Raw genomic sequence first — 25,768 nt, forward strand, 5'->3', positions numbered from 1 at the left:
CCGTTCGCGGAAAAGTAGTTTCGGCGGGGCCACGCGGGTGCTAGGTTTGAATCATCAACCGCCGCAAACGCTACCCCTCTACCCGCTTTCCGCCATGAACCTGACCGCTACTTTCCGCCCCATTTGCTCAGCCCTGCTGCTAACGGCCGCCGGGTTGGCCACCCCGGCCGCTGGCCTGGCGGCTCCCGTTACCGCCGTGGCCGCTTCGGCCGATACACCGGCCGCTCACCCCAACTTCACAGTGCGGGTAGTGGGCAAGGGCCAGCCCCTGCTGCTGATTCCGGGCCTGACCTGCCCCGGCGCCGTGTGGGACGAAACCGTGGCCCACTACCAGAAGCAGTACCAGTGCCACATCATTTCCCTGGCCGGCTTCGGCGGCACTCCGGCCCCGGCCAGCACCGACCAGCTGCTGCTGAACGTGCGCGACCAGCTGCTGGGCTACATCAAGGCGCAGAAGCTTCACAAACCTACCATCATTGGTCATAGCCTGGGGGGCTTCTTGGCCCTGTGGCTGAGCAGCACCCAGCCCGGGGCAGCCGGCCCGCTGGTTATTGTCGATTCATTGCCCTTCCTGGCCACGGTGCAGAACCCGGCTACCTCCGCCGAGTCGGCCAAACCCATGGCCGAGGCCATGCGCAAGCAAATGAGCAGCGGCAAGATGAGCGTGGCCGCAGCCCGCCAGATGTCGGTGAGCATGATGACCGATACGGCCCGCATCAGCCAGGCCACCCGCTGGTCAGTGGCTTCAGATCCGGCTACCGTGGCGCAGGCCTACTATGATTTGATGACCAACGACTTGCGCCAGGACGTCGCCCGCATTCAGCAGCCGGTGCTGGTGCTGGGGGCCTGGGCCGCCTACAAGCCGTATGGCTCCACCAAGGAAAGTACCCGGGCCGTGTTTGAGCAGCAGTACGCCAAGCTGCCCCAGCACCGGGTAGAAATGTCGGAGGCGGGCAAGCACTTCCTGATGTGGGATGACCCCCAGTGGTTCTTTAACCAGACTGATGCCTTTTTAAAGCAGCATGCCGCGGCAAAAAAGTAGCCCCGCGAGTTGCGGCGGGCGCCTATCTTGCGCCCGCCACCACGGCCGTAGCCGCCAGCAGGTATACCGCTCTACTCCTCCCTACCCCTACTACTTGCAGTTATGCTACTCGAACAGGAATTTGCGGCCCTGAAGCTGGAGCTGTCGGTGAAAGCCAAAAACGGGCTCGACTTTATTGCGGCGGCCAGCCTAGTGTGGGCAGCCATTGCCGTGGTCTGGGCGCTGCCCGGCTCGCCCGCGCACAAGGGCTTCATTACGTTCTTCCTGGGCTCGGCTACCTTGCCCCTGGCCTGGCTGTTTTCCAAGATGCTGGGCACTACCTGGACCCTGCCGCACAACCCGCTGCAGCCGCTGGGCCTGTGGCTGAACTTCGCCCAGCTGTTCTATTTTCCCTTCCTGATTTTTGTGTACAGCCGGTATCCGCAGCATTTTATCATGACCTACGGCATCATCACGGGGGCTCACTTTTTTCCCTACGCCTGGTTTTATAACGCCCGGCCCTTTGCCCTGATGGCGGGCCTTATTCCGGTGGGCTGCCTGCTGCTGGGCCTGCGCACGCCCGTAGCCGATTTGTACCTGATTCCGGTGTTTATTGTGGGCATGCTGCTGGTGCTGGCCGGGCTGCTGTGGGTTTCTTACCGTCGCAACCAGCAAGCTTACCGGCAAGTGGCTGCGCAGCTTCCGCAAGCCTCCGTTGTTGCTTAGCCTTTCGCGCCGTATGTTTTCCTACGCCCTTGCTCCGCCCCCCAGCCGCCCTTACTGGCGCTGTCAGCTCCTGGGCTGGAGCCTGTACTTTGTGGGTTGCTCGCTGATTTTTGCTTTCACTGGCTCGGGCACCCTGGACATGGTGCTGATTGTGCTGACCATTTCGGGCACGATGCTCCTGATTACCCATTGGCTGCGCTACCATATCCGGGCCAACGGCTGGGAGCAGCAGGGGCCGTTGCCGTTGCTGGGGCGGTTGCTGGTCGCCAACGTGGTTCTTTCCCTGCTGAGTCAGGTGTTCATCTGGGCCGTTATTGCGTTGCTGATCCGGCCGGCCAGCGACGGTAGCCCCCACGGCTGGGCTCAGTTTTTTGGCTACGCGGCCAACGTCAACATTCTGCTGTGGCTGTGGGCCGGTTTCTACTTTGGCTGGCACTACCTCACCAGCTTCCGCCGGGCCGAAGTGGATAAGTGGAAGCTGACGGCGGCCGTGCAGGAAGCCGAAATGCGGACCCTCAAGGCCCAGATTAATCCGCACTTTATGTTTAACGGGCTCAACAACATCCGGGCCCTGGTGATGGAAAACCCGGCCCGGGCCCGCGACATGATTACCCACCTCTCGGACTTGCTGCGCTACTCCATTCAGCTGAACACTGCTGAGCAGGTACCCCTGAGCCGGGAGCTGGAAATTGTGGAGCACTACCTGCAACTGGAGGCCCTGCAGCTGGAGGAGCGCCTGCGCTACAGCCTGGATGTTGACCCCGCCGCTCTCTCCGTCCTGATTCCGCCCATGACCCTGCAGTTGCTGGTAGAAAACGCCATCAAGCACGGGCTGGCCCCCCGGCCGGCCGGCGGCGTCATTCGGCTTTGCGCCCAACTCAACGACTCTAATACCCTGCACATTACGGTGCGCAACACGGGCCGCTACGAGCCCCGCCCCGGCCACGAGGGGGTGGGCGTGCGCAACGCCCGCGAGCGGCTGGCCCTACTCTTCGGCCCCGCCGCCCACCTGCACCTGGCCAACGACCCGCACGCCCCCGACCTGGTAGTGGCCCACCTGCAGCTACCGGTTACGGCCGTAGCCACGGCCCTGGCTCCCGCCGTACCTGCCGCCTGGTAACCCCGTCCCTTTCCCGTTTTCCACTCTTTTTTGCTTTCTATCCGCTTGATGAACGCCTTGCTCGTTGATGATTCCCGCTTGGCCCGCACGGAGTTGCGCCACTTGCTGCAGGCCTTTCCTGAGGTAACCATTGTGGGCGAGGCCCGGCACGCCGAGGAGGCCCGCCACCAGTTGCGGGGGCTGCAACCCGATCTGCTATTTCTGGACATTCACATGCCCGGCGAAACGGGCTTCGAGCTGCTGGCCTCGCTGGAGGCGGCTCCCCACGTCATCTTCACTACCGCCTACGACGAGTACGCGCTGCGGGCCTTTGAGGTGAATGCCCTGGACTACTTGCTTAAGCCTATTCAGGAAAACCGCCTGGCTGCGGCGCTGGCCAAAGCGCGCAGCAAATACGCTGCTACAGCTTCGGCGGGCGCACCAGCGCCGGAACCGCCCCCCGCTACGCCGGAGCCAGTTCTTACCCCCCTCACCGAGCAGGACCAGGTATTTGTGAAGGAGGGTGAGCGGTGCTGGTTTGTGCGCCTGGCCGACATCCGCCTGTTTGAAATCAACGGCAGCTACACCCAGATTTACTTTGAGCAGCACCGCCCCCTGATTCCGCGCACTCTGCAGCACCTGGAGCAGCGCCTCGACCCGCGGGTATTTTTTCGGGCCAACCGCCAGCAAATCATCAATCTGCAGTGGGTGGAAACCATTGAGCCCTGGTTTAGCAACTCCCTGAAAATTCGGCTGCGCGGCGGGCCTGAGGTAGAAGTTTCGCGCCAGCAGTCCGTGCGCTTCCGGGAAATGCTGAGTCTATGACCCGGCAAAAAATTGACTGGATTATTCCGCTTTTCCTGCATCCTTTTAGAATGATTTATAGTACACAGGCTCAGACACCTGCCTCCCTAATAGCGGCGTCTTTTCTCCTCCCTCAGCCTCTGTACTCATGAAAGCTATATTACCCTTCTCGGCGCTAACTATGCTGCTGGCTACGGCCTCCTGTTCCCAGGATACCTTTGTGGAAAAACCCCGGGAGTACCGCAGCGTTTCCAACGAAAGCGGCCGCCGCCCTAACGACAAGTCCCAGTTCAAGCGCAACCACAATCCCATTGGCCTGGGCCTTGACCTGAATTCGCGCAACCCCTACAAATTCCGCATGGTAGATGCGCCCAAGCGCTACAAATACAGCAAGGGCGGCCGGTAAGCCCGCACTGTTCCTGCCCCCACAACAAGGCCGCCCTGACCAAACAGGGCGGCCTTGCTATTAGGTAGCCGGTCAGCCCTTAAAAGCCAACGAAAGGCAATTATCACTCCTCGCTCCCGCTCCGAATGACGGCGCGGAAGTACTCTAAGTGGTAACCCGTTTGCGTGAAGAATCAGGGCATATGCCCTACGCAAGCCTTACATGCAGAAGCGCATCCGAAGCGCCTTGCCAGTGGCGGTAGCAGTTACACGTCAGCCCACCAGATGCACCGTTGCGCTCTGCATGACCGCCTTTTTGTGCACTGTCAGCAGTTCACTGCTACTACCACCCTCCAATGGCGTGTTTGTTCAGCTATCTGGAAATAAGTCAAGAGCCAGCCGAGCAAGCGGCCTATACTTTGCCGCCTACCACCTAAAATGCGCTGTTAGTTAGGCTGACACCGTCAGTTGGTCGAAAAGCCTAAAGCCAGGCCAACAAGCTAGCTGCCAACGATTAATTTTACGAATGAGGAACATCCTGCCGGAATCCAAACACAAATGCAGGTACGTTGATCTGCTGGTTGGTTGGGGCTGTATTTCCTCTTATTTCTTCTGTGCTTATGCTGTTACCGCTACTTCGTTTTGCTACCCGCTGCTGGATGGCGACCTTGCTGCTGGCCGCCGGGACTGTGCATGCCCAACAGGCTTTGTCGCCGATGACTAGTTCGGCCGCTGCCTCCAAAACTATCATTGCCGGGCGGGTAGTGTTTAAGCTCAAAGCTGCCCCCACTGGTAGCCGCCCAGCCGGACAAGCTACCGGCGTTGCGGCCCTGGATGCGGCCCTGCTGCGCCTGCAGGCGCGGGAGGTCCATCCGAAGTTCCCGCACAGCCAGCCTCCCGGCCCCGACCAGCCCGGTGCGGTCCATCTGGAACTGATTTTTCAGGCCGAATTGCCCGTGACCCTGGCCGTGGAGGAAGCCTGCCGGATTCTGCGCAAAACCGGGGCCGTGGAATACGCCGAGCCGCTCTACAGCTACTTGCCCCTGTACCAGCCCAACGACCCCTTCGCCGACTCTACCCGCACCGACGGTCAGTACTACCTCAAAAACATTCGGGCTTACCAGGCCTGGAACATCAGCAAGGGCGATACCAGCGTGGTTATCGGCATCGTCGACGGGGGCACTCGCCTTACCCACGAAGACCTGGCCTCGCAAGTGCAGCTCAACCGCCGCGACCCTATTGACGGCATCGACAACGACCAGGACGGCTACGTTGATAACTACCGCGGCTGGGACTTTGCTGACCACGACAACGACCCGGTTCGGGAGCCGGGTAGCGTTCATGGCATTTTAGTAGCCGGCTGCGCTGCCGCCGCCCCCGACAATGGCAAAGGCATTGCCGGCGTAGGTTTCCGGTGCCGGTTTATGCCCCTGAAAATCTATCCTAGCACGCCTACTGGCTCTTTTGGGGGCTATGAGGCCATTGTGTACGCCGCCGACCACGGCTGCAAGGTTATCAACTTGTCCTGGGGCGGGGTGGGCGGCCGCTCCCAGTTTGAGCAGGATGTCATTACCTACGCCGCCGTCAACCGCGACGCGGTGCTGGTGGCCGCCGCCGGCAACACCGCGGCCGAGTTAGACTTCTATCCCGCCAGCTACGACCATGTGTTATCCGTGGCCCACCTGCAGCCGTCGGACCAGCGCAGCGTTAACGGCACTTACAGCCGTAACGTCGACCTCTCGGCCCCCGGTATCGGCATCCTGACCACCTGGGGCGACAAGGATACAGACTACGTGGCCATTGGGGGCTCGTCGTTTGCGGCTCCGCTGGTTTCGGGCGCGGCTGGTCTGCTGCGGGCTCATTTTCCGCGTTACACCGCCGCCCAGATAGCCGCTCAGCTCCGGCAAACCACCGACAACGTGGACGCCCTGCCCGGTAACGTGGCGTACGCGGGCCGGCTTGGCACGGGCCGGCTTAACATTGCCCGGGCCCTCACGGCCACTTCCCAGCAGTCGGCCCGGGTAGTAAGCCGCACGGCCGCCCCGGAGCGCCGCGCCTACGCCCCCGGCGACACCCTGCGCCTAACCGTGGCGGTGCAAAACCTGCTCAGCCCGGTCACCAACCTGACGGTGACCTTAACTTCTCTTTCGCCCTACGTTACAGTGCGGCAGGGAACCTTTGCGGTGGGAGGCCTAACTACGCTGGAGCAGCGGAGCAATCCGCAGGCGCCTTTCCGGCTGGCAGTGGCCGGCTCGGTTCCAATTAACACCCGGGCCGTGCTGCGCTACCGGTTCCAGGATGCTACCACGGGCTACCAGGAAGACCAGTACGAAACCCTGACGCTCAACCCCGATTACGTAGTGCTGGATGCCAACAACCTGCTCCTGACCCTGAGCAGCCGCGGCAATATTGGCTACGATGGCCTGGGCTCGAGCTTCGGGGAGGGTGTTAGCTACCGCCGGGGGGCTCCGCTGCTGGCCGAGGGCGGCCTGCTTATTGCCGCCGCGGGCCCGGCCGTGTCCGACAACGTGCGCAATGACCGCCGCGGCGCCGACCAGGATTTCTACGCCCTGGCCCGGGCTACTCGCCTTGCTCAGCCTTTGCGCGCCGACCAGGAAGCCACCGGAATCCTGCGTGATTCCTTGCCGACCTTGACCAAGGGCCGCTCGGTGGGCGTGCGGGTGCGGCAGCGAGCCTACGCCTGGGCCGCTACCCCCCACCGCGACTACGTGATTTTGGAGTACCATCTTACTAACCTCACCGCTGATACGCTCAAACCGCTGCGCGTGGGTCTGTACATGGACTGGGACTTGCCCGGCGAGCCGGCCCGCAACGTAGCGGCCTGGGACTCGGTGCGCCGCCTGGGCTACCTCTATGATCCGCGCCAGGCCACTACCTACGCCGGCGTGCAGCAATTAACCGGCGGCCAGGCCACTGTGTACGCCATTGATAACCAGGCACCCGCCGGCACTGCGGTACGCCTAGCCGATGGCTTTAGCGCCGCCGAAAAGTTGCTCACGCTGAGCAGTGGAACCCGCCAGCGCACGGCGGGCCCGGCTACCGGCACCGATGCGTCTCAGGTAGTTGGGGCTACGCTGCCCTACCTGGCCCCCCGTGATTCAACGGTGGTGGCGTTTGCGGTGCTGGCCGCGCCCTCCCTGGCCGAACTGCAAGCAGCGGCAGACGCTGCGTCAAGCCGGTACCGGCTGGTATTGCCAGTGCGCTCCGCATCCCTACTAGGGGTGGCCTTATATCCTAACCCTACGACTGGCCGCTTGCAGGTAGATCTTCCCCTCGGCCCGGCCACCATCCGCGTGTTGTCGGTACTGGGCCAAGAGCTGCGGGTGTACCCCGTGCCAGGCGGGCGCAGCGCCCAGCTCGACCTAAGCGCTTACCCGGCTGGCGTGTACCTGATTCAAATTAGCACCGCCAGCGGCACCATAACTCAGCGGGTGATGCGGCAGCTATAACCCTGCCCTATTTATAGCACACAAACTGCCCGTGGGGTTGCTTGCTTGAAGGGCAACCCCACGGGCAGTTTGTGTGCTATGCCCTGAGTTTAGGCTTGCTCGTACTCCTGCAGGTAGGCCAGTAAATGGCCGAGAGTCATTTCCCGGCGGGCCACCATTTCCAGCAGGCTACGCTCATAAGCAGCCAAGGCCAAATTTGTGTTGTGGGTCAGATGCAGAGCCGCAGCGGCCACCTGGTGGTTTCCCTGCTCTGTGTTTACCAGAGATGGATGCTGGCTCATCCACAGGAGAAGTAAAAATTTCATACTCAAAGTTCGCACCAGCCAGCTGCAACCGCAAGCTCAACACGTTGATTTGCAACCTGATCAGCATTATATCCTATGTACTTATTCTTTCCGCTTCGTAAATAAACCGACCAGTATTCGTTTCTCTATGTTACCCTTTTGCACCATGGCCGGCACATAATTCTACTCCTTTTTGCATGGCGTCCCCATTAGCGGTTACTACCCTTGCGCAACATCAGGTAACTAGGGCCCATTACCCTTCCCGGTTTCACCGCAGTTCCTGGGCAAAGGAAACGCCGCGGCACGTAGCAAAACAGATAGGAGCAGTTTGCTCTGCCAGGATGCCGAGAACATAGTAGATGTTATTCCTCGCGCCGCTCAGAATGACAACAAGACAACATTTCGTGTATAGCACCCGAAGATTTCCCCTAATTATTTACTAATACAATTAGCCAATTATTGTTTAATATGTTTTTCAATATATAATAAATAGCCTTTATTCGTAACTCGTCCTGATTGCTGTTTGTTCCAAATAGTTCCGCGCTACAAGCTTTTATTCCTTGAGTTGACACCTAATTTTTATCTAATATTTTTAGTACAGATGCTGAAATATTGTTATCTTTGGATATGTCGAAAGTAAAGCTTCCTTTTCCGCTTCCCGTGCAGCAATATGCCCGCTGCGTTGATGCTAGCTGCCGCCCAACCGACCACATTGGAGACTGGCCCGCGGCCGGGCAGGTGTACCCGATACAGATGCGCCGCAACGCCCGCACCGGAGAGTTGCAAGTGCATGTGCTTGGCTTCTATGCCGAGCAGCCGTACGGAGCCTTTGCCCGCCACCGCTTCGAGCCCGTGGCCCAGGTTTGGCTTAACTAGCTTCCTGTTTCTCTTTCCACCCCTCTATCCCGGCTGTGTCGCGTGCTGCGAAACCAGCCGGGCTTTTTTTGTCTAGGGCCCAAGCACAATGGCCTTCGCCGCTGAGTTAGTTGACTAAATTTCGTAACCAGTCTTTCTTTCTCTATTTGCAATAGTAGAGCTTACTGGTACTGCCAAAAGATACCAAATTCAAACGGCGTCCAGAGGGCCGCTTTTTGGCCGGCTACCTTTAGGCCTTCGTTGGCCCAGGTGTTGCAGGTGTAGAACAGGTTATAGGTGCGCTTGGCCTCGTAAAAGGCATCGTGCTGGCCGTAGCTATGCCCCTGAATGTGTTGGGTACGGCCGTGGGCATCGTAGTCGAAGCTGTTCTTGATGAAGGCCACCAAGCGGGCATACTCGGCCGGGGTCAGGAGCACCTGCACGCAGTCGGGGCCGAGTTGGGGCTGGTGGTGGAAGGTAGCGTGCATGGCCGTGGTGCTCAACCAGAACATGGCTTTTACAGCTGTGCTGGGCTTCAGCTCGGCCCAGGTGGGCGTATTGAGGTAAAAGCCCTTGTCGCCCCAGCCAAAGCCGATGTAGTCGCGGCTGGGGTCCAGCACGGGAGCGGCGGTGTAAGGCACTAGCTCGGTCCAATCCATCTGGCTGGTGCGCACAGGCAGCACAATGTCAGTATGCACGCCGTTAGACAGAATGTAGGCCGGGATGGTGCCGGGAGCCGGCGAGTTGGCCCGACCCACCGGAATGGCCGACAGGCCCACGGAAGCGGCCAGATACAAGGCCAGGGCTCCTACAATACCACCGCCCACATAGGCGGCTCCTTTTGCTACTTTCCGAAGCGCTTCGGCCATTAGAACTAAGTACAAGGTGAACTGAAATCAGCCCCTCATACGCAGCAGCAGAGAAAAAGCCGCCCTAGCAGTCCAAAATCCTACCGCCGCGCTGGGCTGCTTTCCACAACCACTGCCGGCTCAATATCTTTGGCTTTTCCTTGCCAACATCCATGAGCCAGCCCACCGACGAACACCTGTACAGCATTCCGGCCCCCTACCGCCGCATGGAAAATATGCACATTCTGTTCTGGCTCCTCAAGGATATTGGCTGGTGCATGGTCTGGAAGCCCCTGGGCATTGCCATGATTTTTCCTACCCTGGCTATTGCCCTGGTTATTACCTGGCGCACGCGCGACCTTCAGGCCGAGCTGGCCCATAACCTGGCCATTGTGTTCTGGATTTCGGCCAACTCCTACTGGATGGTTAGTGAGTTCCTGGGCTTTGATACCGTCCAGGTGTGGGGAACGGTTACGGGCAAACATCTAGCTTTGCTACCCTTCCTCACCGGGCTACTGATTTTGCTATATTACTACCTCGTGCAGAAACCCCGGCAGGTGCGGGCCACCCTTACATAGTCACTGGTTAGGCCCAGGGCACTAGGGCACTACACGGGCGGCCGCTCTCTAGCCCGGTGCGGCTGTTTCTAATAGCTAGATGCAACGCGTACTAGCGGTTGTTTATCTCGATATCCACTTTCAACTCCTGCCCCGCCGCCAGCTTAGGGACTAAGGCGTGGTAAGTAAGGTTGGGAGCTTCGGTAGTCAGGCCCTGGTTGAATACGACACGTAGCACCAGTTGCGCACCAGAACACTCCCGTAGCAGACTGTACTTGATGCCGGCATTGCCATTGGCCAAGCCTTTCTTGCCGATTACCAAGTCGTATTTCGTGAAGTCGATCTGGGGGTGGCAGGGGCCGCTTACCTGCTGATCGAACTCCGCCTGAGAGCGGATGATGGTATGCGTTTCCGAGAGGTTAACCCCAAGCTGGCGCCGGGTATCGGCGCACCCGTACTCGCTTTCCAGACTTTTCACGGCGTACTCAACCGCCGGGCAGGTGTCCAGATCATCAACGGGTGTAATGCAGCCACTTAGCAAGGTGAGGGCGCTGGCTAGTAAGGTAGCAGTTGTCTTCATGGGCAGTAAATGGGTTGCTTACTCCTACGGTAGAGCCAGTAAGCGTAGCCAGGGTTGCACGCCGGGCGCCGCAGTAAAAACGGCCGCCTCCCAGCTGGGAAGCGGCCGTTTCTACGTGAAAGCCGAAGCCGGAATTACTTCTGCGACATCATGCTGCCACCTGACTCCTTCAGGCGGATCAGGTTCAGAGCCGAGCCAGCCTTGAACCACTCAATCTGGCCTTGGTTGTAGGTGTGGTTTACCGTGATGAGGTCCGTGTCGCCGTCGCTGTGGTGCAGACGGATCTGCAGGGGCTTGCCGGGGGCAAACTCCGTCAGGCCGAGGATGTCGATGGTGTCGTCTTCCTCAATCAGGTCGTAGTCGGCTTTATTGGCGAAGGTCAGGGCCAGCATGCCCTGCTTCTTCAGGTTGGTTTCGTGGATGCGAGCGAATGACTTCACCAGCACGGCGCGCACGCCCAGGTGGCGGGGCTCCATGGCCGCGTGCTCCCGCGACGAACCTTCGCCGTAGTTCTCATCTCCTACCACCACCGAGCCAATGCCTTGAGCTTTGTAGTTACGCGCTACCTGTGGCACGGCTGAGTAAGGCGTACCCTGGGTCAGGGCATCCTTCACAGCGTTGGCTTCGCCGTTAAAGGCGTTGATAGCCCCGATGAGCATGTTGTTGGAGATGTTGTCCAGGTGGCCGCGGTATTTCAGCCACGGGCCGGCCATCGAAATGTGGTCGGTGGTGCACTTGCCCTGGGCCTTGATGAGCAGACGCAGGCCTTTCAGGTCCACGCCTTCCCAGGGCTTGAAGGGCTCCAGCAACTCCAGACGGTCGGAAGCCGGATCCACGATTACCTGTACACCCGAACCATCGACTGCGGGAGCCTGGTAACCGGCATCTTCTACGGCGAAGCCACGGGGCGGCAGCTCAATGCCCTGAGGCTCGTCGAAGCGAACCTGCTGGCCGTCTTTGGTGGTCAACGTATCAACCAGGGGGTTAAAGGTCAAGTCACCGGCAATGGCAAACGCGGTTACGATTTCAGGCGAGGCCACGAAAGCGTGGGTGTTCGGGTTGCCGTCGTTGCGCTTGGCAAAGTTGCGGTTAAAGGAAGTTATGATGGAGTTCGGCCGCTTCATGTCGTCCATGTGGCGGGCCCACTGCCCAATGCACGGACCGCAGGCGTTGGCCAGCACTACCCCACCCATCTGGGCGAAGGTATCGAGCAGACCGTCGCGCTCCACGGTGTAGCGCACCAGCTCAGAGCCGGGCGTTACGGTGTACTCCGCCTGTACTGTTAGGCCTTTGTCAGCCGCCTGTTTGGCAATGCTGGCGGCGCGGGTAATGTCCTCGTACGACGAGTTGGTGCACGAGCCAATCAAGCCAACTTCCAGCTTAGCGGGCCAGTTGTGCTCACGCACGGCAGCCGCGAACTGCGAAATCGGCCAGGCTGCGTCCGGCGTGAACGGACCGTTCACGTGGGGCTCCAGCTCCGAGAGGTTGATTTCGATTAGCTGATCGTAGAAGGCGCCGGGGTTAGCAAATACCTCGTCGTCGGCGCGCAAGTGAGCGGCTACTCCATTGGCCAGTTCGGCAATGTCAGCGCGGCCGGTGCCCTGCAGGTAGGCCGCCATTTTTTGGTCGTAGGCAAATACGGAGGTAGTAGCCCCAATTTCAGCGCCCATGTTGCAGATGGTTGCCTTGCCCGTGCAGGAAAGGTTTTCCGCACCTTCGCCGAAGTACTCCACAATGGCACCGGTACCGCCCTTTACGGTCAGAATGCCGGCCACTTTCAGAATGACGTCTTTAGGAGCCGTCCAGCCCGAGAGCTTACCGGTCAGCTTTACTCCAATTACCTTCGGGAACTTCAGCTCCCAGGCCATGCCCGACATGACGTCCACGGCATCGGCGCCACCCACGCCAATGGCAATCATGCCCAAACCGCCAGCGTTGGGGGTGTGCGAGTCCGTACCGATCATCATGCCGCCAGGGAAGGCGTAATTCTCGAGTACTACCTGGTGAATGATACCAGCACCGGGCTTCCAGAAACCGATGCCGTACTTATTGGAAACCGAAGCCAGGAAGTCGTATACTTCCTTGTTTTCGGAGTTAGCAATGGCCAAATCCTGGTCAGCTCCTTCTTTAGCCTGAATCAGGTGGTCGCAGTGTACCGTGCTGGGTACGGCCACCTTGGCTTTACCAGCTTGCATGAACTGGAGCAGCGCCATTTGGGCGGTAGCATCCTGCATGGCAACCCGGTCGGGAGCAAAATCGACGTAGGAAACGCCCCGCTCATACGCCTGCGAAACAGTGCCGCCGTACAGGTGAGCGTACAGGATTTTTTCAGTCAGGGTAAGCGGGCGGCCAACGGCACTGCGGGCGGCCTCAATGCGGGAGCCCATGCCATCGTACACGGCCTTGATCATTTCTAAGTCAAACGCCATAATGCGAAAAGGAAAAAGTGGAGAGAACGTGTCTATAGTAGACAGGTACGCAAATATAGTTGTCGGTCGTTGCGCAGCCTAAATTTTCGGGCTTCCGCCCACGCCGCCGGCCTGATTTAGAATTATTCCAAAAGGCGGAGTTTACGCAGGGCGCTGGCGTAGTGGCCGGTGGGCCTTCCATTCGGGGCCTTGCTCGTTGCTCGCTAGTAAACTATCATGGCCTCTGAGTAGTTTAGCCCCGAATCAACCTTTTAACTTTTTTCCCATGCCCGTTGCCTTCTCTTTTCGCAAGGCCATAGCCGGGGCCGGACTCGCGCTGGCCGCGGTGGCCTGTCAGTCCAATTCGTCGTCTTCTGAAAATCAAGCCGCAACCCGTGAGGGCGCAGCCACGGCGGGTCCGCTCACGGCGGGCCCCTGGCGCGGCGTACTCGCGGCCCAGGGCCAGGAAATCCCCTTTTTATTTGAAGTTGCCACCGAGGGCGGCAAGCCGACCGTGACGCTGCGCAATGGTGAGGAGCGCCTGAAGCTGGACGAAATAACCACCACCGGCGACTCCACTACCATCCGGTTGGGTGTGTTTGATGCGGCCCTGGTCGTGTACGCCGATGGTGAAAACAACCTGAAAGGCGCCTGGGTAAAATACGATGCCAAGGAGCCCTACCGGGTGCCGTTTTCGGCCCGTAAGGGTGCTGGCAGCTTGTTCGGGGCTAAATCCGGGCAGGAAACCCAGTCTTTCGACGGCACGTGGAAGGTCACCTTCAAAGGCGACGACAACGAAACGTACCCTGCCGTGGGCGTATTCGAGCAAAAAGACCGGGCCGTAACCGGCACCTTTCTGACCTCGACCGGCGACTACCGCTACCTGGCCGGCAACGTAGATGGCAATACCCTGAAATTAACTACGTTCGATGGCAGCCACGGCTTTCTGTTTACGGCGGAGAAGCAAGGCAACACGCTTACCGGCGACTTTTACAGCGGTAAATCGGGCCACGAAACCTGGACGGCTACCCTCGACCCGAACGCCAAACTGCCCGACGCCAACGCCCTTACTGGTATGAAACCCGGCCAGAAAAAGCTCGACTTCAAATTCCCCAGCATTTACGAAGGCGGTAGCATCTCCCCTTCCGACCCCAAGTACAAGGGCAAGGTAGTCGTGGTGCAGATTCTGGGCTCCTGGTGCCCGAACTGCATGGACGAAACCAACTTCCTGGCCCCCTGGTACGACAAGAACAAGCAGCGCGGCGTCGAAATTATTGGGCTGGGCTATGAGCGCACCACCGACCAGAACGTGGCGGCTCAGAAGCTGCTGAAGATGAAGCAGCGCATGAACGTGGGCTACGACCTGGCCGTGGCCGGTGAGGCCAACAAGGACGCTGCCAGCCAGTCCTTGCCCCAGATCCAGAAGGTGCTGGCTTTCCCGACCACGATTTTCCTCGACAAGAAAGGCGAGGTCCGTAAGATTCACACGGGCTTCTCGGGCCCCGGCACCGGCAAGTACTACGAGCAGGAAGTGGCCGAATTCAACAAAACCATCGACCAGCTACTAGCCGAATAAACCGCCGATTAAGACGGCTTTTTCGAATTACACGGATTCCGTGGTCAATTCAACTAGGTTTCACTGAACAAATAAGGGCTTGCCAGTAGGCAAGCCCTTATTTGTTCGGCCGGGTGTTGGTCAGCTATGGAAGGGCAACATCTGAGCACCAAAAATCCGTGTAATCCATCCATCCGTCTTACTTCGTGAGTCGTTCTAGCAGCACGACTGGGGCATCGTGGTAGATGGGACGCGCTATTTCCTGAAAGCCAAACTTGCGCGCTACTGCCAGAGAAGCCACGTTATCCGGGTCGATAATGCAGGTCATGCGGGCGGCGGGAAACTGCGCTTCGGCCCACTGCAACGCCGCCCTTACGGCCTGGGTAGCGTAGCCGCGGCCGTGTACGCGCGGGGCCAGGGTCCAGCCGGCTTCAAGGGTGCCTTTAATGGAGGGCGTTAAGTCACGCTGAAAGTCAAAGAAGCCAACAGTACCAATAAAGCGACCGGTAGCTTTTTCCTCTACCGACCAGGCCCCGTAACCAAGGAGCGTCCAGTGGCCTTGCTGGGCCAGCAGGCGGCGCCACGCGTCCTCTTCGTTCTGGGGTTTGCCGCCCAGGTAGCGGTAGAAGTCCGGGTCAGTGAGCATGGCAGCGAATTCGGGCAGGTCGGTAGTTCGCGGGCCGCGCAGCAGTACATCGGTTGTTTCTAGCTGCGGAACAGCGATGAGCGGAGCAGCTACTAAACTCAGCGGGTGTATCATGCGACCAAAGTACAAAAATGGCGTGGAGGCACGTAGAACGAGCTTTTCAGCGCAGGCGATAAAACCCGGGGGTTGGTCGGCTTTTTCGGGGCAGTGATGGATAATGCGGCTCCAAGGCTGGAATGGGGCACTGGGTTTGAATAAGGACCGACAGAGCGCAACGCACGGCGCCTTCCAACGCAAAACCACATTCTAACTTCCTTACTACCATGAAAAAGCAACTCTTCAGCCTCGCCCTCCTGCTCGGTCTTTCCGCCTCTTTCGCCGACACCAGCTTTGCCGCCGACGGCCGCCCGGCGCAAGGCCGGGAGCAACGCCAAGACCGTGACCAAGGCCGCCGGGGCCAAAACAGCGCCCAGGACCGCCAACGCCGCACCGATAAGCTGGCCAAAGAACTCGACCTGAGCAGTAAGCAGAAGTCGAAAGTCGAGAAGATTTTCCAGGAGCAGCAACAGCAGATGCAAGCCCTGCGTGGCCGCTCCGGCCCGCAGGACCGCAGCCAGCAGCAGAGTGAGTTCAAGCGCATTCACGAAAGCACTGACAAGAAGCTCAAGGATGTGCTGTCGAAAAAGCAGTACGCCCAGCTTGAGGCCAAGCGCCAGGAGCGGCTACGCCAGATGGGTAGCCGCCAGGGCGAGCGGCGCGAGAGGGCTGACCGCCGCGACTTCAGCGGCCGCAGCTAAGCAGGTTACTTCTTGCGCTACCACCCAAGGCCCGGTCTGCCCAGACCGGGCCTTGCTACGTATGTTTCGGCCGGGGCCAGCAGCGTAAAGTATTTGCCGTATCATACCGACTACCTGGTTGCAGCCCGGGCTGCTCCCTGGATCAGGCGTACCGCCGCTTCTGAACCCCGACTCAGCACTTACTACTTAGCTTCCATGCGAAAACTTCTGAAACTCCTTGGCCGCCTGATGGTCAGCCTGCTTGTGGTGCTAGTAGTAGCGGGGGTAGCCTTTGCCAACCTCAGCCCCGAATTCGGGGGCAAGCCCACGAAGGCGCAACGGGCAGCTTATGCCAAATCGGGCCACTACCAGGACGGAGAATTTCAGAACTTGGTGCCTACTACGCTCATGACCGGGGGCAGCACTTTTGGCTCCTTGTGGCGCTTTCTGTTCAGCAAAACGCCCAATGAGAAGCCGGCCACTCCCCTGCCCACGCGGCCGCTGAACCCAGCAACTATCAGCCAGAAAACGCCCGATATGCTCCGCGTGACGTGGTTTGGCCACTCGGCCAGCCTGGTGGAAATTGGGGGTAAGAACATTCTGCTCGACCCTATGCTGAGCGTGAAAATGGGTCCTGTTTCCTGGCTTACGCCTCGGCGCTACAATCCGCAGCTGGCCATAACCGCCGAGCAACTGCCACCCATTGACGCCGTGCTCATCTCCCATGACCACTACGACCACCTCGACTACCAGACCATTCTGCGGCTTAAAGACAAGGTAGCGCACTTCTACGTGCCCCTGGGCGTAGGGGCTCACCTGCTGGCCTGGGGAGTGGCGCCCGAGCGGGTGCAGGAGCTTGACTGGAACCAGTCGGTGCAGTTGCCGGGCGGCGTGACCATCACCAGCACTCCGGCCCGGCACTTTTCGGGCCGTGGCCTCACGAATCGGAACTCAACTTCGTGGAGTTCCTGGGTTATTAAATCAACCGATAAGCGGGTGTTCTACAGTGGCGACGGCGGGTATGGGCCCCACTTTCAGGCCATCGGTCAGCAGCACGGCCCCTTCGATGTGGCCCTGATGGAATGCGGGCAGTACGACGCTCAGTGGGCCCAGATTCATATGCTCCCGGAGCAGACCGTGCAGGCCACCCTGGATGTGCGGGCCCGGCTGCTATTCCCCGTGCACTGGGGCGCTTTCACGGAAGCCCACCACGCCTGGAATGAACCCGTGACCCGGGCCGGCGCGGCCGCCGCGCAGGTTGGGTTACCCATCACTACCCCAGAGCTAGGCCAACCCGTAACACTCGGCGCGGGCCCCCTGCCACAGGTAGCGTGGTGGAAGTAAGAACGTGTGCCAATCAGCTGGACGTTAATCAGTAAGCCGGCGTAGTCAACGTGTCATTCCGAGCAGCGCGAGGAATCTGGGTTACCCTCCAGAAGCTAACCCAGATTCCTCGCGCTGCTCGGAATGACACGTTGACTATGCCGGCTTCTTCCTACCTGATGCGTAATTAGGCTAAATCGTGTTTTACCTAGGTCAGCCGCGTGAACCGAAGGATTACGCCTTCCTGGGGCCGTAGCGTCACCAAGGGTACGGGCACGACGGCGGCGCCCGAAGCGGGCTCTAGGGTAAAGTGCCGCAGCGTTTCCAGCAACACCAACTGAATTTCGGTAAGGGCGAAGTGGTTGCCGATGCACAGGCGCGGCCCGCCCCCGAAGGGCAGATAGCCATAGGCGGGCACGGCTGGCTGAGCCCCTGGCGCAAACCGCTCGGGCCGGAAAGCATTAGGCTCAGGCCAGAGGTCGGGGTGCCGATGCAGGCCGTACACGTAGAGCGAAAACAGCGTGCCTTTGGGAATGGGGTGGCCCTGAAACTCGTCGTCTTCCAGTGCCACCCGATCCAGAATCCAGGCGGGCGGATATAGGCGCATGGTTTCCTGGATTACCTGCATGGAATACGGCAGTTGCCCCAGTTCCTCAAACCGCGGGGGCCGCTCGGCCAGGCCAGCGGCGCGCCGCTCCTCCCGGATGCGGGCGGCCGCCTCCGGGTGAGTTGCCAGCAGGTAAAACAGCCAGCTCAGGGCATTGGCGGAGGTTTCGTGGCCGGCCAGCAGCAGAATGTTGGCCTCATCCACGAGCCGCTCTTCGGTCATGGGCTCCCCGGTATCTTCGTAGCGGGCATCCAGCAGCATCTGCAACAGGTCGTCGTGGGTAGCTGCGGCGGGGCCCGCGGCCTGGCGCTGACGGATGTAGCCGCGCACCAGCTCGCGCAGCTCCTGGCTCAGGGCCTCGTGCCGCCGGTAGCTGCCGGTGCCTTGCAGCCAGGGCCGCAGGTAGGGCTGCCGAATGGTACGCACGTAAAACGCCTGAATCTGGGTTAGCACGTCGGAGAGCCGGTCCCGCTCCGCGTCGCTCATGCTGGTCCCGAAGGTGGCCTGGGAAATGATCCGGAAGGCCACGCGCGTCATGGCCTCGTGAATATCTACCAGGGCGGGTCCGGTAGCGGTCAGTTCGCGCAGCTCCTGGGTCCAGTCCTCGGCGGCGGCCTGCATCAGGCGGGTTAGGCCCGTAAGGCGCTGGCGGTGAAAACCAGGCTGAATCAGGCGGCGCTGCCGCAGCCAGTCGGCCCCCTCATTGGTCAGCAGCCCCCGCCCGATGTAGCGAATCAGGCCGTGGGTCAGGTCAGATTTAAGGTAGCGACGGTGATTTTTCTGCAGAATGTGCTGCACAAAGGCCGGGTCGCGGGTGACGTAGCAGGGCCGGATGCCGCCCAGGTGCAGCCCCACCGTGTCGCCGCCCGCAGCGTGGGCCCGGTTCAGGTTGCCGATGGGGTCCCGGGCCATGGCCAGGGAAGTGAGCAGGGTGCGCCAGCGCGGAATCCAGGGAAAGGGAGCCACCGGGGCTTCGGGAGCGGGTAGTACGGGCGTAGACATGCGGGGGTAGTAATGCCGACTGAGTTCCGTCGAAGATAAGGCAAAACACGAGGCAGCGCCGCATTAGCGGGCTTCTGCTCCTGGTAGCACAACCCCAGCCTACCTTCCCCGCGTACAGCCTAGTAGCCCACTGCGGCTTCCCGAACTTTCTCCAACAACCAAACTCTCGGTTTCTTATGTGGATTCAGCAAAAAAATACCCCCGCCCCGCTCGACGAACTCCAGGGCCGCACAGTAGGCCTTAAATTCGAGTGCAACCAGTGCCACACCGAAGTCTTCACGGACCTGCTCGGCGTACCTGCCGCCGACCACTTAGCTAACTCCACCGAGGACGACGGCCAGTTTGAAACCGAGGAAATCAAGTGCCCCGGCTGCGACATGATCCACGAAATCACCGTAAAAAGCACCTTCGACGGCGTTCATTTTGAGGTGTCGGAGGTAGCCCCGGAGAGTGTTTCCTACCAGGTAGCCGAGCCGGAGCGCTAACCTACCCCAGCTTCGGCAACGTAACTTTTCAGCCCGCCCAAGGCTCGCCGCACGGGCAAGCCTTGGGCGGGCTGAACTCTGTCTCAAACAACGTACGCTTATTTTTCCCGCTCGATGGTGTAGTTGATAAGCTGCTCCAACGACGTGCGGGAGGCGGAGGCGGGAAAAGTGCGCAGAATCTCTAGGGCTTCGTCGCGGTAGCGCTCCATCACTTGAATGGCGTAGTTGAGGCCGCCGGATTGCTTAACGAACTCAATTACGGCCTGCACCCGGTCCTTGCGGCCGTCGTTGTTTTTTACGTTGTAGATGATGCGGCGCTTGGTTAGCCAATCGGCCTGCTGCAAGGCGTAAATCAGGGGCAGCGTCATCTTCTTCTCTTTGATGTCAATGCCCACGGGCTTGCCAATTTCGTCGGTGCCGAAGTCAAACAGGTCGTCCTTGATCTGGAAGGCCATGCCTACTTTCTCCCCGAAAAGCCGGGCCCGCTCAATGGTTTCCTTATCGGCCCCCGCCGAAGCAGCCCCTACGGCGCAGCAGGAGGCAATCAGCGAAGCCGTTTTCTGCCTAATAATGTCGAAGTAAACGTCCTCGGTAATGTCGAGGCGGCGCGCTTTCTCAATCTGCAGCAGTTCGCCTTCGCTTAGCTCTTTTACGGCGTTGCTCACAATTTTGAGCAGCTCGTAGTCGTCGTTTTCCAGGCTCAGCAGCAGGCCTTTGCTGAGCAGGTAGTCGCCCACGAGCACGGCAATCTTGTTTTTCCAGAGGGCGTTAATGGAAAAAAAACCGCGGCGGTAATTACTCTCGTCCACCACATCATCGTGCACCAGCGTGGCCGTGTGCAGCAGCTCGATGAGGGCTGCCCCCCGGAAGGTAGCTTCGGGCAGCGGGTCGCCGCCACTGATTTTTGCCGTGAAGAACACGAACATGGGCCGAATCTGCTTGCCTTTGCGCTTCACGATGTAGCCCATGATCTTATCGAGCAGCAGCTGGCGCGTTTGCATGGACTGACGGAATTTCTTTTCGAATTCCTCCATCTCGGCGGCAATGGGCGCCTGTATCTGGTCCAGCGTAACGGTCATGCAGGTATTTTGGGCGGTGCAATGATACGGGGAAAATGGTGAAATAGTGAGGTGCAGAAATAGGGACTGAGTTAGGGAATAAGTGAAGAGGTATCGTGGCAAGCAGGGCGGCGCCTTCCTTTCTCTCTTTGTGCAATGCCGTATAGATTGACAAGCCCGTACTTGCAGCACGGAGGTATGGAGTTGCACATCCTGAGGGGTAGCACTGCGTGCAGGATGGCTGCAGCACCCTGGCCATATCCTTCACTCACTGTCTCACCGCTTACCTTCGCCCCTATGCCACATCCCCAGCCCGTCCGCCTCGACTTCCAGCTCCACAGCCCTCACCATGCCCGGCCCTTTATGGCCGATGTGCGCTACGTGCCTACCGGGCAGCCTAAGCCGGTAGTGGTATTTGTGCACGGCTTCAAGGGCTTCAAGGACTGGGGCCACTTTAATCTGCTGGCCGAGTGGTTTGCCCAGCAGGGCTTTGTATTCGTGAAGCTAAACCTCTCGCACAACGGGCTAGTGGTAGACGGCACCGGCGACCTGGAAGACCTGGAGGCGTTCGGCCGAAACAACTTCTCCCTGGAGCTAGACGACATCGGCGCCCTGCTCGACTACCTGTTCCACTCCCAACAAGCTACTATTCCGGTGGCGGAGCTGGACCGCACGCGCTTGGCGCTCATCGGGCACAGCCGCGGGGGTGGGCTGGTACTGCTAAAGGCGGCTGAAGACACACGGGTGAAAGCCGTGGTAACGTGGGCCGCCATCAGCAACGTAAACCCGGGCTGGACCGAGGAGCTGATGCAGCACTGGCAGCAACAGGGCGTGTACTACGTGGAAAACAGCCGTACCAAACAGCAGCTGCCGCTTTACTACCAGATGGTGGAAGACTACCACCAGAACAGGCGGCGGCTGGATATTCCGCACAATGTCCGCCGCAAACTCAAGCAGCCCCTGCTACTGGTGCACGGTGACCAGGACGAAACCGTACCGGTAGCGCGGGCCTACGAACTGCACGGCTGGAAACCAGAGGCCGAGCTAGCTATTCTACCCCAGGTGACCCACAACTTCGGCGGCAGCCACCCGTGGCCAGGGGCTGAGCTGCCCGCGCAGGCCCTGACCGCCGCCGAAGTAACGGCCGACTTCTTGCGCCGCGTATTGTAGCGCTATGCCCACCGCCTACCTGCTACTCGGCTCCAACCTCGGCGACCGGGTTCCTACACTGCGCCGGGCTGTTGAGGCCCTTGTCACCACTGCGGGCACATTGGTAGCCGCCTCCGGACTGTACGAAACGGCTGCCTGGGGCCTTACCGATCAGCCTGCTTTTCTCAACCAGGCCATCAGCCTGCGAACTTCCCTACTACCCGAGGAGTTGCTCAATGCCTGCCAAGCCGTTGAGCAGCAAGCGGGCCGAGAGCGGCTGATCCGCTGGGGCGCCCGTACCCTCGACGTGGACATTCTGCTCTACGATGACGTGGTAGTGCAAAGCGCCCGGCTTACCCTGCCCCACCCGCGCCTGCCGGAGCGGCGTTTCGCGCTAGCTCCTCTGGCCGAAATTGCTGCGGATATGGTACATCCAGAGTTGAATCAAACTGTGGCAGAGCTATTGGCCGCGTGTCCTGACGAGCTAGCCGTGAAGCCGTACGCCGCAGTAGGTCCGTGAGCGGCCTTGTAGTTAATGCCTGATCGGTTACGCCACCCGGATGACGCCCAGTAGGTAACAGCGGCTTACGGCCGGTTACCAATACCGAAAAAGGAAAAATGGCCTGCAAATACGAGGAAGCTCCCGACCTTCGCGCCCCCGTTTTCTTTTTACAGCGCAACCAACCCGGGCCGGACACCGCCCTGCTGAGAACCCAGAACACAACTAGCGCCTCTTAAAAGCAGTAGAAAAGCCAAGATGCGGCCGTTGCTACCGGGTTCGGATGCGGCTTCTCGGGCCGGTTTGCGTGTAGTGCCGGGCCTGTTTACCTGCTATATCGTCATGTTTGTATTTCACAGACAGTCTAGTTGTCCTTTTCCACTAGTTTGCCTATCTCCGCGCTGGTTGGCCTTGCCATTGTTGGCCCTGGTTCTGTTAGCTACTAAAGCGGCCGCGCAGTGCAAGCTGGACCGCTCAAATTACCGAATTGTCTTCCAGGACGAGTTCAATTATAAGAATGTAGATGAGATGAAAGCCAGCGGCAACTGGGCAGTGGACGGCCTCGATGGGTGGGGCACCGAGTACTACGCGGCCTCTCAGCTGGCATTTCCGGGAGGGGGCATCCTTCGCCTCAAGGCCGATGTGGTTCCGGCCGCGCAACGAGCGGCGCTCAACAAGGTGGCCCGCCGGACCAATATTGCGTTTGTGTCGGGCCGGATCATGTCCACTAAAGCTCATGATCCGGTTGCTGTACCTGCGGGCTGGTCCCCGGATGATTGGGCCGGCTTTGCCTACGGGATGTTTGAAATCCGGTGCAAGCTGCCCGCCAATGGCAAAGGCGTTTGGCCTACTTTCTGGCTGCTGAGCGCGGGCACCGAAATTGACGTAATCGATAATGGCAACGACGAACCCCGCCGCCAGATCAACAGCGGAGTGCTCGACTGGGATAAACGCAACCAACTTTGCGCCACCTACGGCTCGAAAGGCTGCGACACGATTCCGGTGGGCGCCTGGACGTGCGGCGGCCGTAGCACCAAAGACGGCCGCGACTTATCCCAGGACTTTAACACCTACACCGTAGTCTGGACGCCTACCCAGGTTACGTTCTTCCTCAATGACCGGGAGCAGTACACCGTGACCAGCTCCCAAGCACAGACCCACGCCTACACGGCACGTATTCTGGCCAACCTGCAAATGACCCATGATGCGGAGGCCATGGGCATTACGCACGCGGAAATGGACATCGACTACATCAGTGTCTATAAACCACTTCGGGGCCAGTACACTGTTTCCTACGACCAATCGGAGCAGGAATACGTGAACCATGTCTTTAAAAAGCCCGTCAATGACTGGCTGGAGTATGTAAGCCCCCAGCCGGGCTCCATTGCCGTCAATCCCAACAACCAGGACGAGCTGTTTTTCCGCGGCACCAACGATCTTTTATACCGTAGCCTCCGCTCTAAAGATAACCAATGGGTAACCGGTGAAGTTGACCCCGCGCAGGCCCAGAACCGCAATTGGCAGATCAGTGGGGAACTACAGTTTAACCCCAAGCACAATCTGGTAACGTACCGGGGCCACGACGGACAGCTGCAGTCCTACAGCTTTTATTCCGGCTGGAACCATCGGTACATGGCGCCTGCTGCGCCGCGAGCGTCCCAGCCCTCCACTACGCCTGGCAGCGTGGCCACGGCTACCAACGGCGACCTTTACTACATCGGTCAGGACCGCCGGGTGCAACGGCTACGCTGGGCCGATACGGCGTGGGTCCACAGCTACCTGAGCCACGCCCGCGCAACCGATTCGACGACGCTCAACCCCGCTCCTGCCCTCGGCGACCTTGTGCTTGACAACCTGACCACTGGTGGAATGCGAGTTTTTTACAAAGGCCTGGACTACCGAATTCATATGTTGGAGCCCGAAAATGGAGCCTATACTCCTGTCACCCTGGGGAGTAGCGAACCGGCCAGCAACGCAGTACACGCTAGTCCGGGCGCCATTGCCGCGAGTGGGATGGGCAGTGTTTTCTACATCGGGGCCGACCGTGCCGTGCATCGCTATTACTGGTCGGGCGGCAGCTGGGTGCATGATGCGCTGGGCTCCGGTAATCAGCCCGGCTTCCTGTCAGCCAAGGGTAATATTACCTGGGACGGCGTAAAGAAACAGGCTATTTATGTAGGGGCAGATGGCCGACTGCAGAGCTTCTACCAGAATGCCGCCGGCGCGTGGCTTCACCGCTGGATTGACAACTACTACAACACTAACCGGTTCAAGTGTTTCACGGCCACCGTCGAGTCAGCCGGCGCTGAGTACCCTTCCCTTACCGTGGGCCCGAGTGGGAATATCTACTACCGGGCGCAGAACAACGAGTTGCGCTTTTTCGCCTATACGGGCTGCCGCTACATAAACCCTACTTGCGAAAACTGGAACATGCTGGTAGCCTGGCAACACCTTTCCCATCCGCACTTCAAATGAGTAAATAGTTCGGTTTATACGAAAAGTCAGATATGTTCCTTCTTCACCCCTAGGTACGTAATCCGAAATCTTACCGTTGATAAGGCTAGTCGAAGCAACACAAGTTGAAAAAAGGCCCACAGCAGAAGCTAGCGGGCCTTTTTTAACCTGGATTCGCTGACTTACACAGTTGCAGAACTTCCGGCTGCTTCCGGGGCAATTTTCTTAACCAAGCCTTGCAGCACTTTGCCGGGGCCACATTCCACAAACTCAGTAGCGCCATCGGCTACCATGCGCTGCACGCTCTGGGTCCAGCGGACGGGGGCAGTGAGCTGGCGCACCAGGTTTTCGCGGATTTCATCGGGGTCGGTGTGGGGGGCAGCGTCCACGTTTTGGTACACGGGGCAAATGCCAGCCGAGAAGGTAGTCCCAGCAATGGCCTGGGCCAGGGCCGCTTCAGCCGACTGCATAAGGGGAGAATGGAATGCGCCGCCCACTGGCAGCGGCAGGGCCCGCTTGGCGCCCGCCGCCTTGAGTTGCTCGCAAGCCAACTCAATGCCGCGCTGGGAACCTGACACCACGAGCTGGCCGGGGCAGTTGTGGTTGGCCGCTACCACTACGTTGCCCCCAGCACTTATTTCCTGGCAGATACGGGCCGTCGTGTCATCATCGAGCCCCAAAATGGCGGCCATAGTACCGGGCTGCTCCTGGCAGGCGGCCTGCATGGCCTGGGCGCGTTGGGCTACCAACCGCAGAGCATCCTCAAATTTGAGCACTTTAGCCGCTACCAACGCCGAAAACTCACCCAGGGAATGGCCGGCTACCATATCGAGGCGCAAATCGGGCAGCACGGTAGCCAGCGCCACAGAATGCAGAAAAATAGCCGGCTGGGTTACATCAGTACGGCGTAGGTCTTCCTCGGAGCCGCTGAACATCACTTCCGTCAGGGAAAAGCCCAGAATGTCGTTGGCGTGGTCCATTAGGCGCTTGGCCGCCGGATGCTGCTCGTACAGGTCGCGGCCCATGCCGCTGAACTGGCTTCCCTGACCGGGAAAAATGACTGCTTTCATTCGTAAAAGGTTAAGATAAATACCTCAGGCAAGCACTTGGCAGCACCACATGTTAAGCCTGATTCTGTCTGCTTTTGGTTGCAAGCTGCACAAAACGCCCGGGAAGCC

General features: G+C 59.6%; 23 protein-coding genes. 15 read left to right on the forward strand and 8 right to left on the reverse strand.

Annotated elements, in window-relative coordinates; genetic code table 11:
- Positions 1–94: 94 nt before the first annotated feature.
- The 6 genes from IEW18_RS04395 (at position 95) to IEW18_RS04420 (ending at position 7,504) form a co-directional block, all read left to right on the forward strand.
- Entirely contained in the window at positions 95–1,042 is a 948-nt protein-coding gene (locus tag IEW18_RS04395; RefSeq protein WP_188556610.1) for an alpha/beta fold hydrolase, read from the forward strand.
- A 102-nt stretch (positions 1,043–1,144) separates the two neighbouring features.
- Entirely contained in the window at positions 1,145–1,747 is a 603-nt protein-coding gene (locus tag IEW18_RS04400; protein ID WP_188556611.1) for a DUF7010 family protein, read from the forward strand.
- Positions 1,748–1,760: 13 nt separating this feature from the next.
- On the forward strand, positions 1,761–2,867 hold the full coding sequence (locus IEW18_RS04405) for a sensor histidine kinase (protein ID WP_188556612.1): 1,107 nt from the start codon (positions 1,761–1,763) through the stop codon (positions 2,865–2,867).
- A 48-nt stretch (positions 2,868–2,915) separates the two neighbouring features.
- Positions 2,916–3,671, forward strand: a complete 756-nt coding sequence (locus IEW18_RS04410) for a LytR/AlgR family response regulator transcription factor (protein WP_188556613.1) — start codon at positions 2,916–2,918, stop codon at positions 3,669–3,671.
- 127 nt (positions 3,672–3,798) lie between these two features.
- Entirely contained in the window at positions 3,799–4,056 is a 258-nt protein-coding gene (locus tag IEW18_RS04415) for a hypothetical protein (protein WP_188556614.1), read from the forward strand.
- Between the two features lie 598 nt (positions 4,057–4,654).
- On the forward strand, positions 4,655–7,504 hold the full coding sequence (locus IEW18_RS04420) for a S8 family peptidase (protein ID WP_188556615.1): 2,850 nt from the start codon (positions 4,655–4,657) through the stop codon (positions 7,502–7,504).
- 89 nt (positions 7,505–7,593) lie between these two features.
- Here IEW18_RS04420 and IEW18_RS04425 read toward each other — a convergent pair whose 3' ends face one another.
- On the reverse strand, positions 7,594–7,785 hold the full coding sequence (locus IEW18_RS04425) for a hypothetical protein (RefSeq protein WP_229728593.1): 192 nt from the start codon (positions 7,783–7,785) through the stop codon (positions 7,594–7,596).
- Positions 7,786–8,415: 630 nt separating this feature from the next.
- On the opposite strand from IEW18_RS04425, the gene IEW18_RS04430 reads away from it, so the two are divergent.
- Positions 8,416–8,664, forward strand: a complete 249-nt coding sequence (locus tag IEW18_RS04430; protein ID WP_188556617.1) for a hypothetical protein — start codon at positions 8,416–8,418, stop codon at positions 8,662–8,664.
- A 161-nt stretch (positions 8,665–8,825) separates the two neighbouring features.
- Here IEW18_RS04430 and IEW18_RS04435 read toward each other — a convergent pair whose 3' ends face one another.
- Complete coding sequence (locus tag IEW18_RS04435; RefSeq protein ID WP_188556618.1) at positions 8,826–9,512, reverse strand: TIGR02117 family protein; 687 nt, start codon at positions 9,510–9,512, stop codon at positions 8,826–8,828.
- Positions 9,513–9,664: 152 nt separating this feature from the next.
- Here IEW18_RS04435 and IEW18_RS04440 point away from each other — a divergent pair, with 152 nt between their 5' ends.
- Positions 9,665–10,069 carry a hypothetical protein gene (locus IEW18_RS04440; protein ID WP_229728594.1) on the forward strand — a complete coding sequence of 135 codons (405 nt, stop codon included), beginning with the start codon at positions 9,665–9,667 and terminating at the stop codon, positions 10,067–10,069.
- A gap of 91 nt (positions 10,070–10,160) precedes the next feature.
- Here IEW18_RS04440 and IEW18_RS04445 read toward each other — a convergent pair whose 3' ends face one another.
- Together IEW18_RS04445 and IEW18_RS04450 are read right to left on the reverse strand one after the other, a co-directional pair.
- Positions 10,161–10,628: a hypothetical protein gene (locus tag IEW18_RS04445; RefSeq protein WP_188556619.1), complete on the reverse strand. Its 468-nt coding sequence runs from the start codon at positions 10,626–10,628 to the stop codon at positions 10,161–10,163.
- Between the two features lie 134 nt (positions 10,629–10,762).
- Positions 10,763–13,057 (reverse strand): aconitate hydratase, encoded by a 2,295-nt coding sequence (locus IEW18_RS04450; RefSeq protein ID WP_188556620.1) that lies wholly within the window; start codon positions 13,055–13,057, stop codon positions 10,763–10,765.
- Between the two features lie 265 nt (positions 13,058–13,322).
- Here IEW18_RS04450 and IEW18_RS04455 point away from each other — a divergent pair, with 265 nt between their 5' ends.
- Positions 13,323–14,612 carry a TlpA disulfide reductase family protein gene (locus IEW18_RS04455; RefSeq protein WP_188556621.1) on the forward strand — a complete coding sequence of 430 codons (1,290 nt, stop codon included), beginning with the start codon at positions 13,323–13,325 and terminating at the stop codon, positions 14,610–14,612.
- A gap of 178 nt (positions 14,613–14,790) precedes the next feature.
- On the opposite strand, the gene IEW18_RS04460 is transcribed toward IEW18_RS04455, so the two are convergent.
- Positions 14,791–15,351 (reverse strand): GNAT family N-acetyltransferase, encoded by a 561-nt coding sequence (locus IEW18_RS04460; RefSeq protein WP_188556622.1) that lies wholly within the window; start codon positions 15,349–15,351, stop codon positions 14,791–14,793.
- 209 nt (positions 15,352–15,560) lie between these two features.
- Here IEW18_RS04460 and IEW18_RS04465 point away from each other — a divergent pair, with 209 nt between their 5' ends.
- Positions 15,561–16,034, forward strand: coding sequence for a DUF4890 domain-containing protein (locus tag IEW18_RS04465; protein WP_188556623.1), 474 nt, complete (start codon positions 15,561–15,563; stop codon positions 16,032–16,034).
- A 195-nt stretch (positions 16,035–16,229) separates the two neighbouring features.
- A complete protein-coding gene (locus IEW18_RS04470; protein ID WP_188556624.1) occupies positions 16,230–17,357 on the forward strand; it encodes an MBL fold metallo-hydrolase in 1,128 nt (375 codons plus the stop codon).
- A 187-nt stretch (positions 17,358–17,544) separates the two neighbouring features.
- Here the strand turns inward: IEW18_RS04470 and IEW18_RS04475 are convergent, their stop codons facing one another.
- Complete coding sequence (locus IEW18_RS04475; protein WP_188556625.1) at positions 17,545–18,945, reverse strand: cytochrome P450; 1,401 nt, start codon at positions 18,943–18,945, stop codon at positions 17,545–17,547.
- 176 nt (positions 18,946–19,121) lie between these two features.
- Here IEW18_RS04475 and IEW18_RS04480 point away from each other — a divergent pair, with 176 nt between their 5' ends.
- Positions 19,122–19,430, forward strand: coding sequence for a hypothetical protein (locus IEW18_RS04480; protein WP_188556626.1), 309 nt, complete (start codon positions 19,122–19,124; stop codon positions 19,428–19,430).
- Between the two features lie 98 nt (positions 19,431–19,528).
- Here IEW18_RS04480 and IEW18_RS04485 read toward each other — a convergent pair whose 3' ends face one another.
- Positions 19,529–20,509: a polyprenyl synthetase family protein gene (locus tag IEW18_RS04485; RefSeq protein WP_188556627.1), complete on the reverse strand. Its 981-nt coding sequence runs from the start codon at positions 20,507–20,509 to the stop codon at positions 19,529–19,531.
- A 276-nt stretch (positions 20,510–20,785) separates the two neighbouring features.
- On the opposite strand from IEW18_RS04485, the gene IEW18_RS04490 reads away from it, so the two are divergent.
- The 3 genes from IEW18_RS04490 to IEW18_RS04500 all read left to right on the forward strand — a co-directional run bounded on the left by IEW18_RS04490 (position 20,786) and on the right by IEW18_RS04500 (position 24,611).
- Positions 20,786–21,658 (forward strand): alpha/beta hydrolase family protein, encoded by an 873-nt coding sequence (locus tag IEW18_RS04490; RefSeq protein WP_188556628.1) that lies wholly within the window; start codon positions 20,786–20,788, stop codon positions 21,656–21,658.
- A 4-nt stretch (positions 21,659–21,662) separates the two neighbouring features.
- Positions 21,663–22,157 (forward strand): 2-amino-4-hydroxy-6-hydroxymethyldihydropteridine diphosphokinase, encoded by a 495-nt coding sequence (gene folK / locus IEW18_RS04495; RefSeq protein ID WP_188556629.1) that lies wholly within the window; start codon positions 21,663–21,665, stop codon positions 22,155–22,157.
- Positions 22,158–22,541: 384 nt separating this feature from the next.
- Positions 22,542–24,611: a family 16 glycosylhydrolase gene (locus IEW18_RS04500; protein ID WP_188556630.1), complete on the forward strand. Its 2,070-nt coding sequence runs from the start codon at positions 22,542–22,544 to the stop codon at positions 24,609–24,611.
- Positions 24,612–24,772: 161 nt separating this feature from the next.
- On the opposite strand, the gene fabD is transcribed toward IEW18_RS04500, so the two are convergent.
- Positions 24,773–25,660: an ACP S-malonyltransferase gene (gene fabD / locus IEW18_RS04505; RefSeq protein ID WP_188556631.1), complete on the reverse strand. Its 888-nt coding sequence runs from the start codon at positions 25,658–25,660 to the stop codon at positions 24,773–24,775.
- Between the last annotated feature and the right edge of the window lie 108 nt (positions 25,661–25,768).

It is taken from the genome of Hymenobacter glacieicola, assembly GCF_014640315.1.
Lineage (GTDB): Bacteria > Bacteroidota > Bacteroidia > Cytophagales > Hymenobacteraceae > Hymenobacter > Hymenobacter glacieicola.

What these genes read in the sequence shown, in the direction of transcription:
- IEW18_RS04445 (WP_188556619.1), bottom strand. Translation starts at nt 10,628, where the DNA reads ATGAAGACAACTGCTACCTTACTAGCCAGCGCCCTCACCTTGCTAAGT.
- IEW18_RS04425 (WP_229728593.1), bottom strand. Translation starts at nt 7,785, where the DNA reads ATGAGCCAGCATCCATCTCTGGTAAACACAGAGCAGGGAAACCACCAG.
- IEW18_RS04480 (WP_188556626.1), top strand. Translation starts at nt 19,122, where the DNA reads ATGTGGATTCAGCAAAAAAATACCCCCGCCCCGCTCGACGAACTCCAG.
- IEW18_RS04400 (WP_188556611.1), top strand. Translation starts at nt 1,145, where the DNA reads ATGCTACTCGAACAGGAATTTGCGGCCCTGAAGCTGGAGCTGTCGGTG.
- IEW18_RS04455 (WP_188556621.1), top strand. Translation starts at nt 13,323, where the DNA reads ATGCCCGTTGCCTTCTCTTTTCGCAAGGCCATAGCCGGGGCCGGACTC.
- folK (WP_188556629.1), top strand. Translation starts at nt 21,663, where the DNA reads ATGCCCACCGCCTACCTGCTACTCGGCTCCAACCTCGGCGACCGGGTT.
- IEW18_RS04415 (WP_188556614.1), top strand. Translation starts at nt 3,799, where the DNA reads ATGAAAGCTATATTACCCTTCTCGGCGCTAACTATGCTGCTGGCTACG.
- IEW18_RS04430 (WP_188556617.1), top strand. Translation starts at nt 8,416, where the DNA reads ATGTCGAAAGTAAAGCTTCCTTTTCCGCTTCCCGTGCAGCAATATGCC.
- IEW18_RS04435 (WP_188556618.1), bottom strand. Translation starts at nt 9,512, where the DNA reads ATGGCCGAAGCGCTTCGGAAAGTAGCAAAAGGAGCCGCCTATGTGGGC.
- IEW18_RS04395 (WP_188556610.1), top strand. Translation starts at nt 95, where the DNA reads ATGAACCTGACCGCTACTTTCCGCCCCATTTGCTCAGCCCTGCTGCTA.
- IEW18_RS04465 (WP_188556623.1), top strand. Translation starts at nt 15,561, where the DNA reads ATGAAAAAGCAACTCTTCAGCCTCGCCCTCCTGCTCGGTCTTTCCGCC.
- IEW18_RS04405 (WP_188556612.1), top strand. Translation starts at nt 1,761, where the DNA reads ATGTTTTCCTACGCCCTTGCTCCGCCCCCCAGCCGCCCTTACTGGCGC.
- IEW18_RS04470 (WP_188556624.1), top strand. Translation starts at nt 16,230, where the DNA reads ATGCGAAAACTTCTGAAACTCCTTGGCCGCCTGATGGTCAGCCTGCTT.
- IEW18_RS04420 (WP_188556615.1), top strand. Translation starts at nt 4,655, where the DNA reads ATGCTGTTACCGCTACTTCGTTTTGCTACCCGCTGCTGGATGGCGACC.
- fabD (WP_188556631.1), bottom strand. Translation starts at nt 25,660, where the DNA reads ATGAAAGCAGTCATTTTTCCCGGTCAGGGAAGCCAGTTCAGCGGCATG.
- IEW18_RS04440 (WP_229728594.1), top strand. Translation starts at nt 9,665, where the DNA reads ATGAGCCAGCCCACCGACGAACACCTGTACAGCATTCCGGCCCCCTAC.
- IEW18_RS04475 (WP_188556625.1), bottom strand. Translation starts at nt 18,945, where the DNA reads ATGTCTACGCCCGTACTACCCGCTCCCGAAGCCCCGGTGGCTCCCTTT.
- IEW18_RS04460 (WP_188556622.1), bottom strand. Translation starts at nt 15,351, where the DNA reads ATGATACACCCGCTGAGTTTAGTAGCTGCTCCGCTCATCGCTGTTCCG.
- IEW18_RS04410 (WP_188556613.1), top strand. Translation starts at nt 2,916, where the DNA reads ATGAACGCCTTGCTCGTTGATGATTCCCGCTTGGCCCGCACGGAGTTG.
- IEW18_RS04485 (WP_188556627.1), bottom strand. Translation starts at nt 20,509, where the DNA reads ATGACCGTTACGCTGGACCAGATACAGGCGCCCATTGCCGCCGAGATG.
- IEW18_RS04450 (WP_188556620.1), bottom strand. Translation starts at nt 13,057, where the DNA reads ATGGCGTTTGACTTAGAAATGATCAAGGCCGTGTACGATGGCATGGGC.
- IEW18_RS04490 (WP_188556628.1), top strand. Translation starts at nt 20,786, where the DNA reads ATGCCACATCCCCAGCCCGTCCGCCTCGACTTCCAGCTCCACAGCCCT.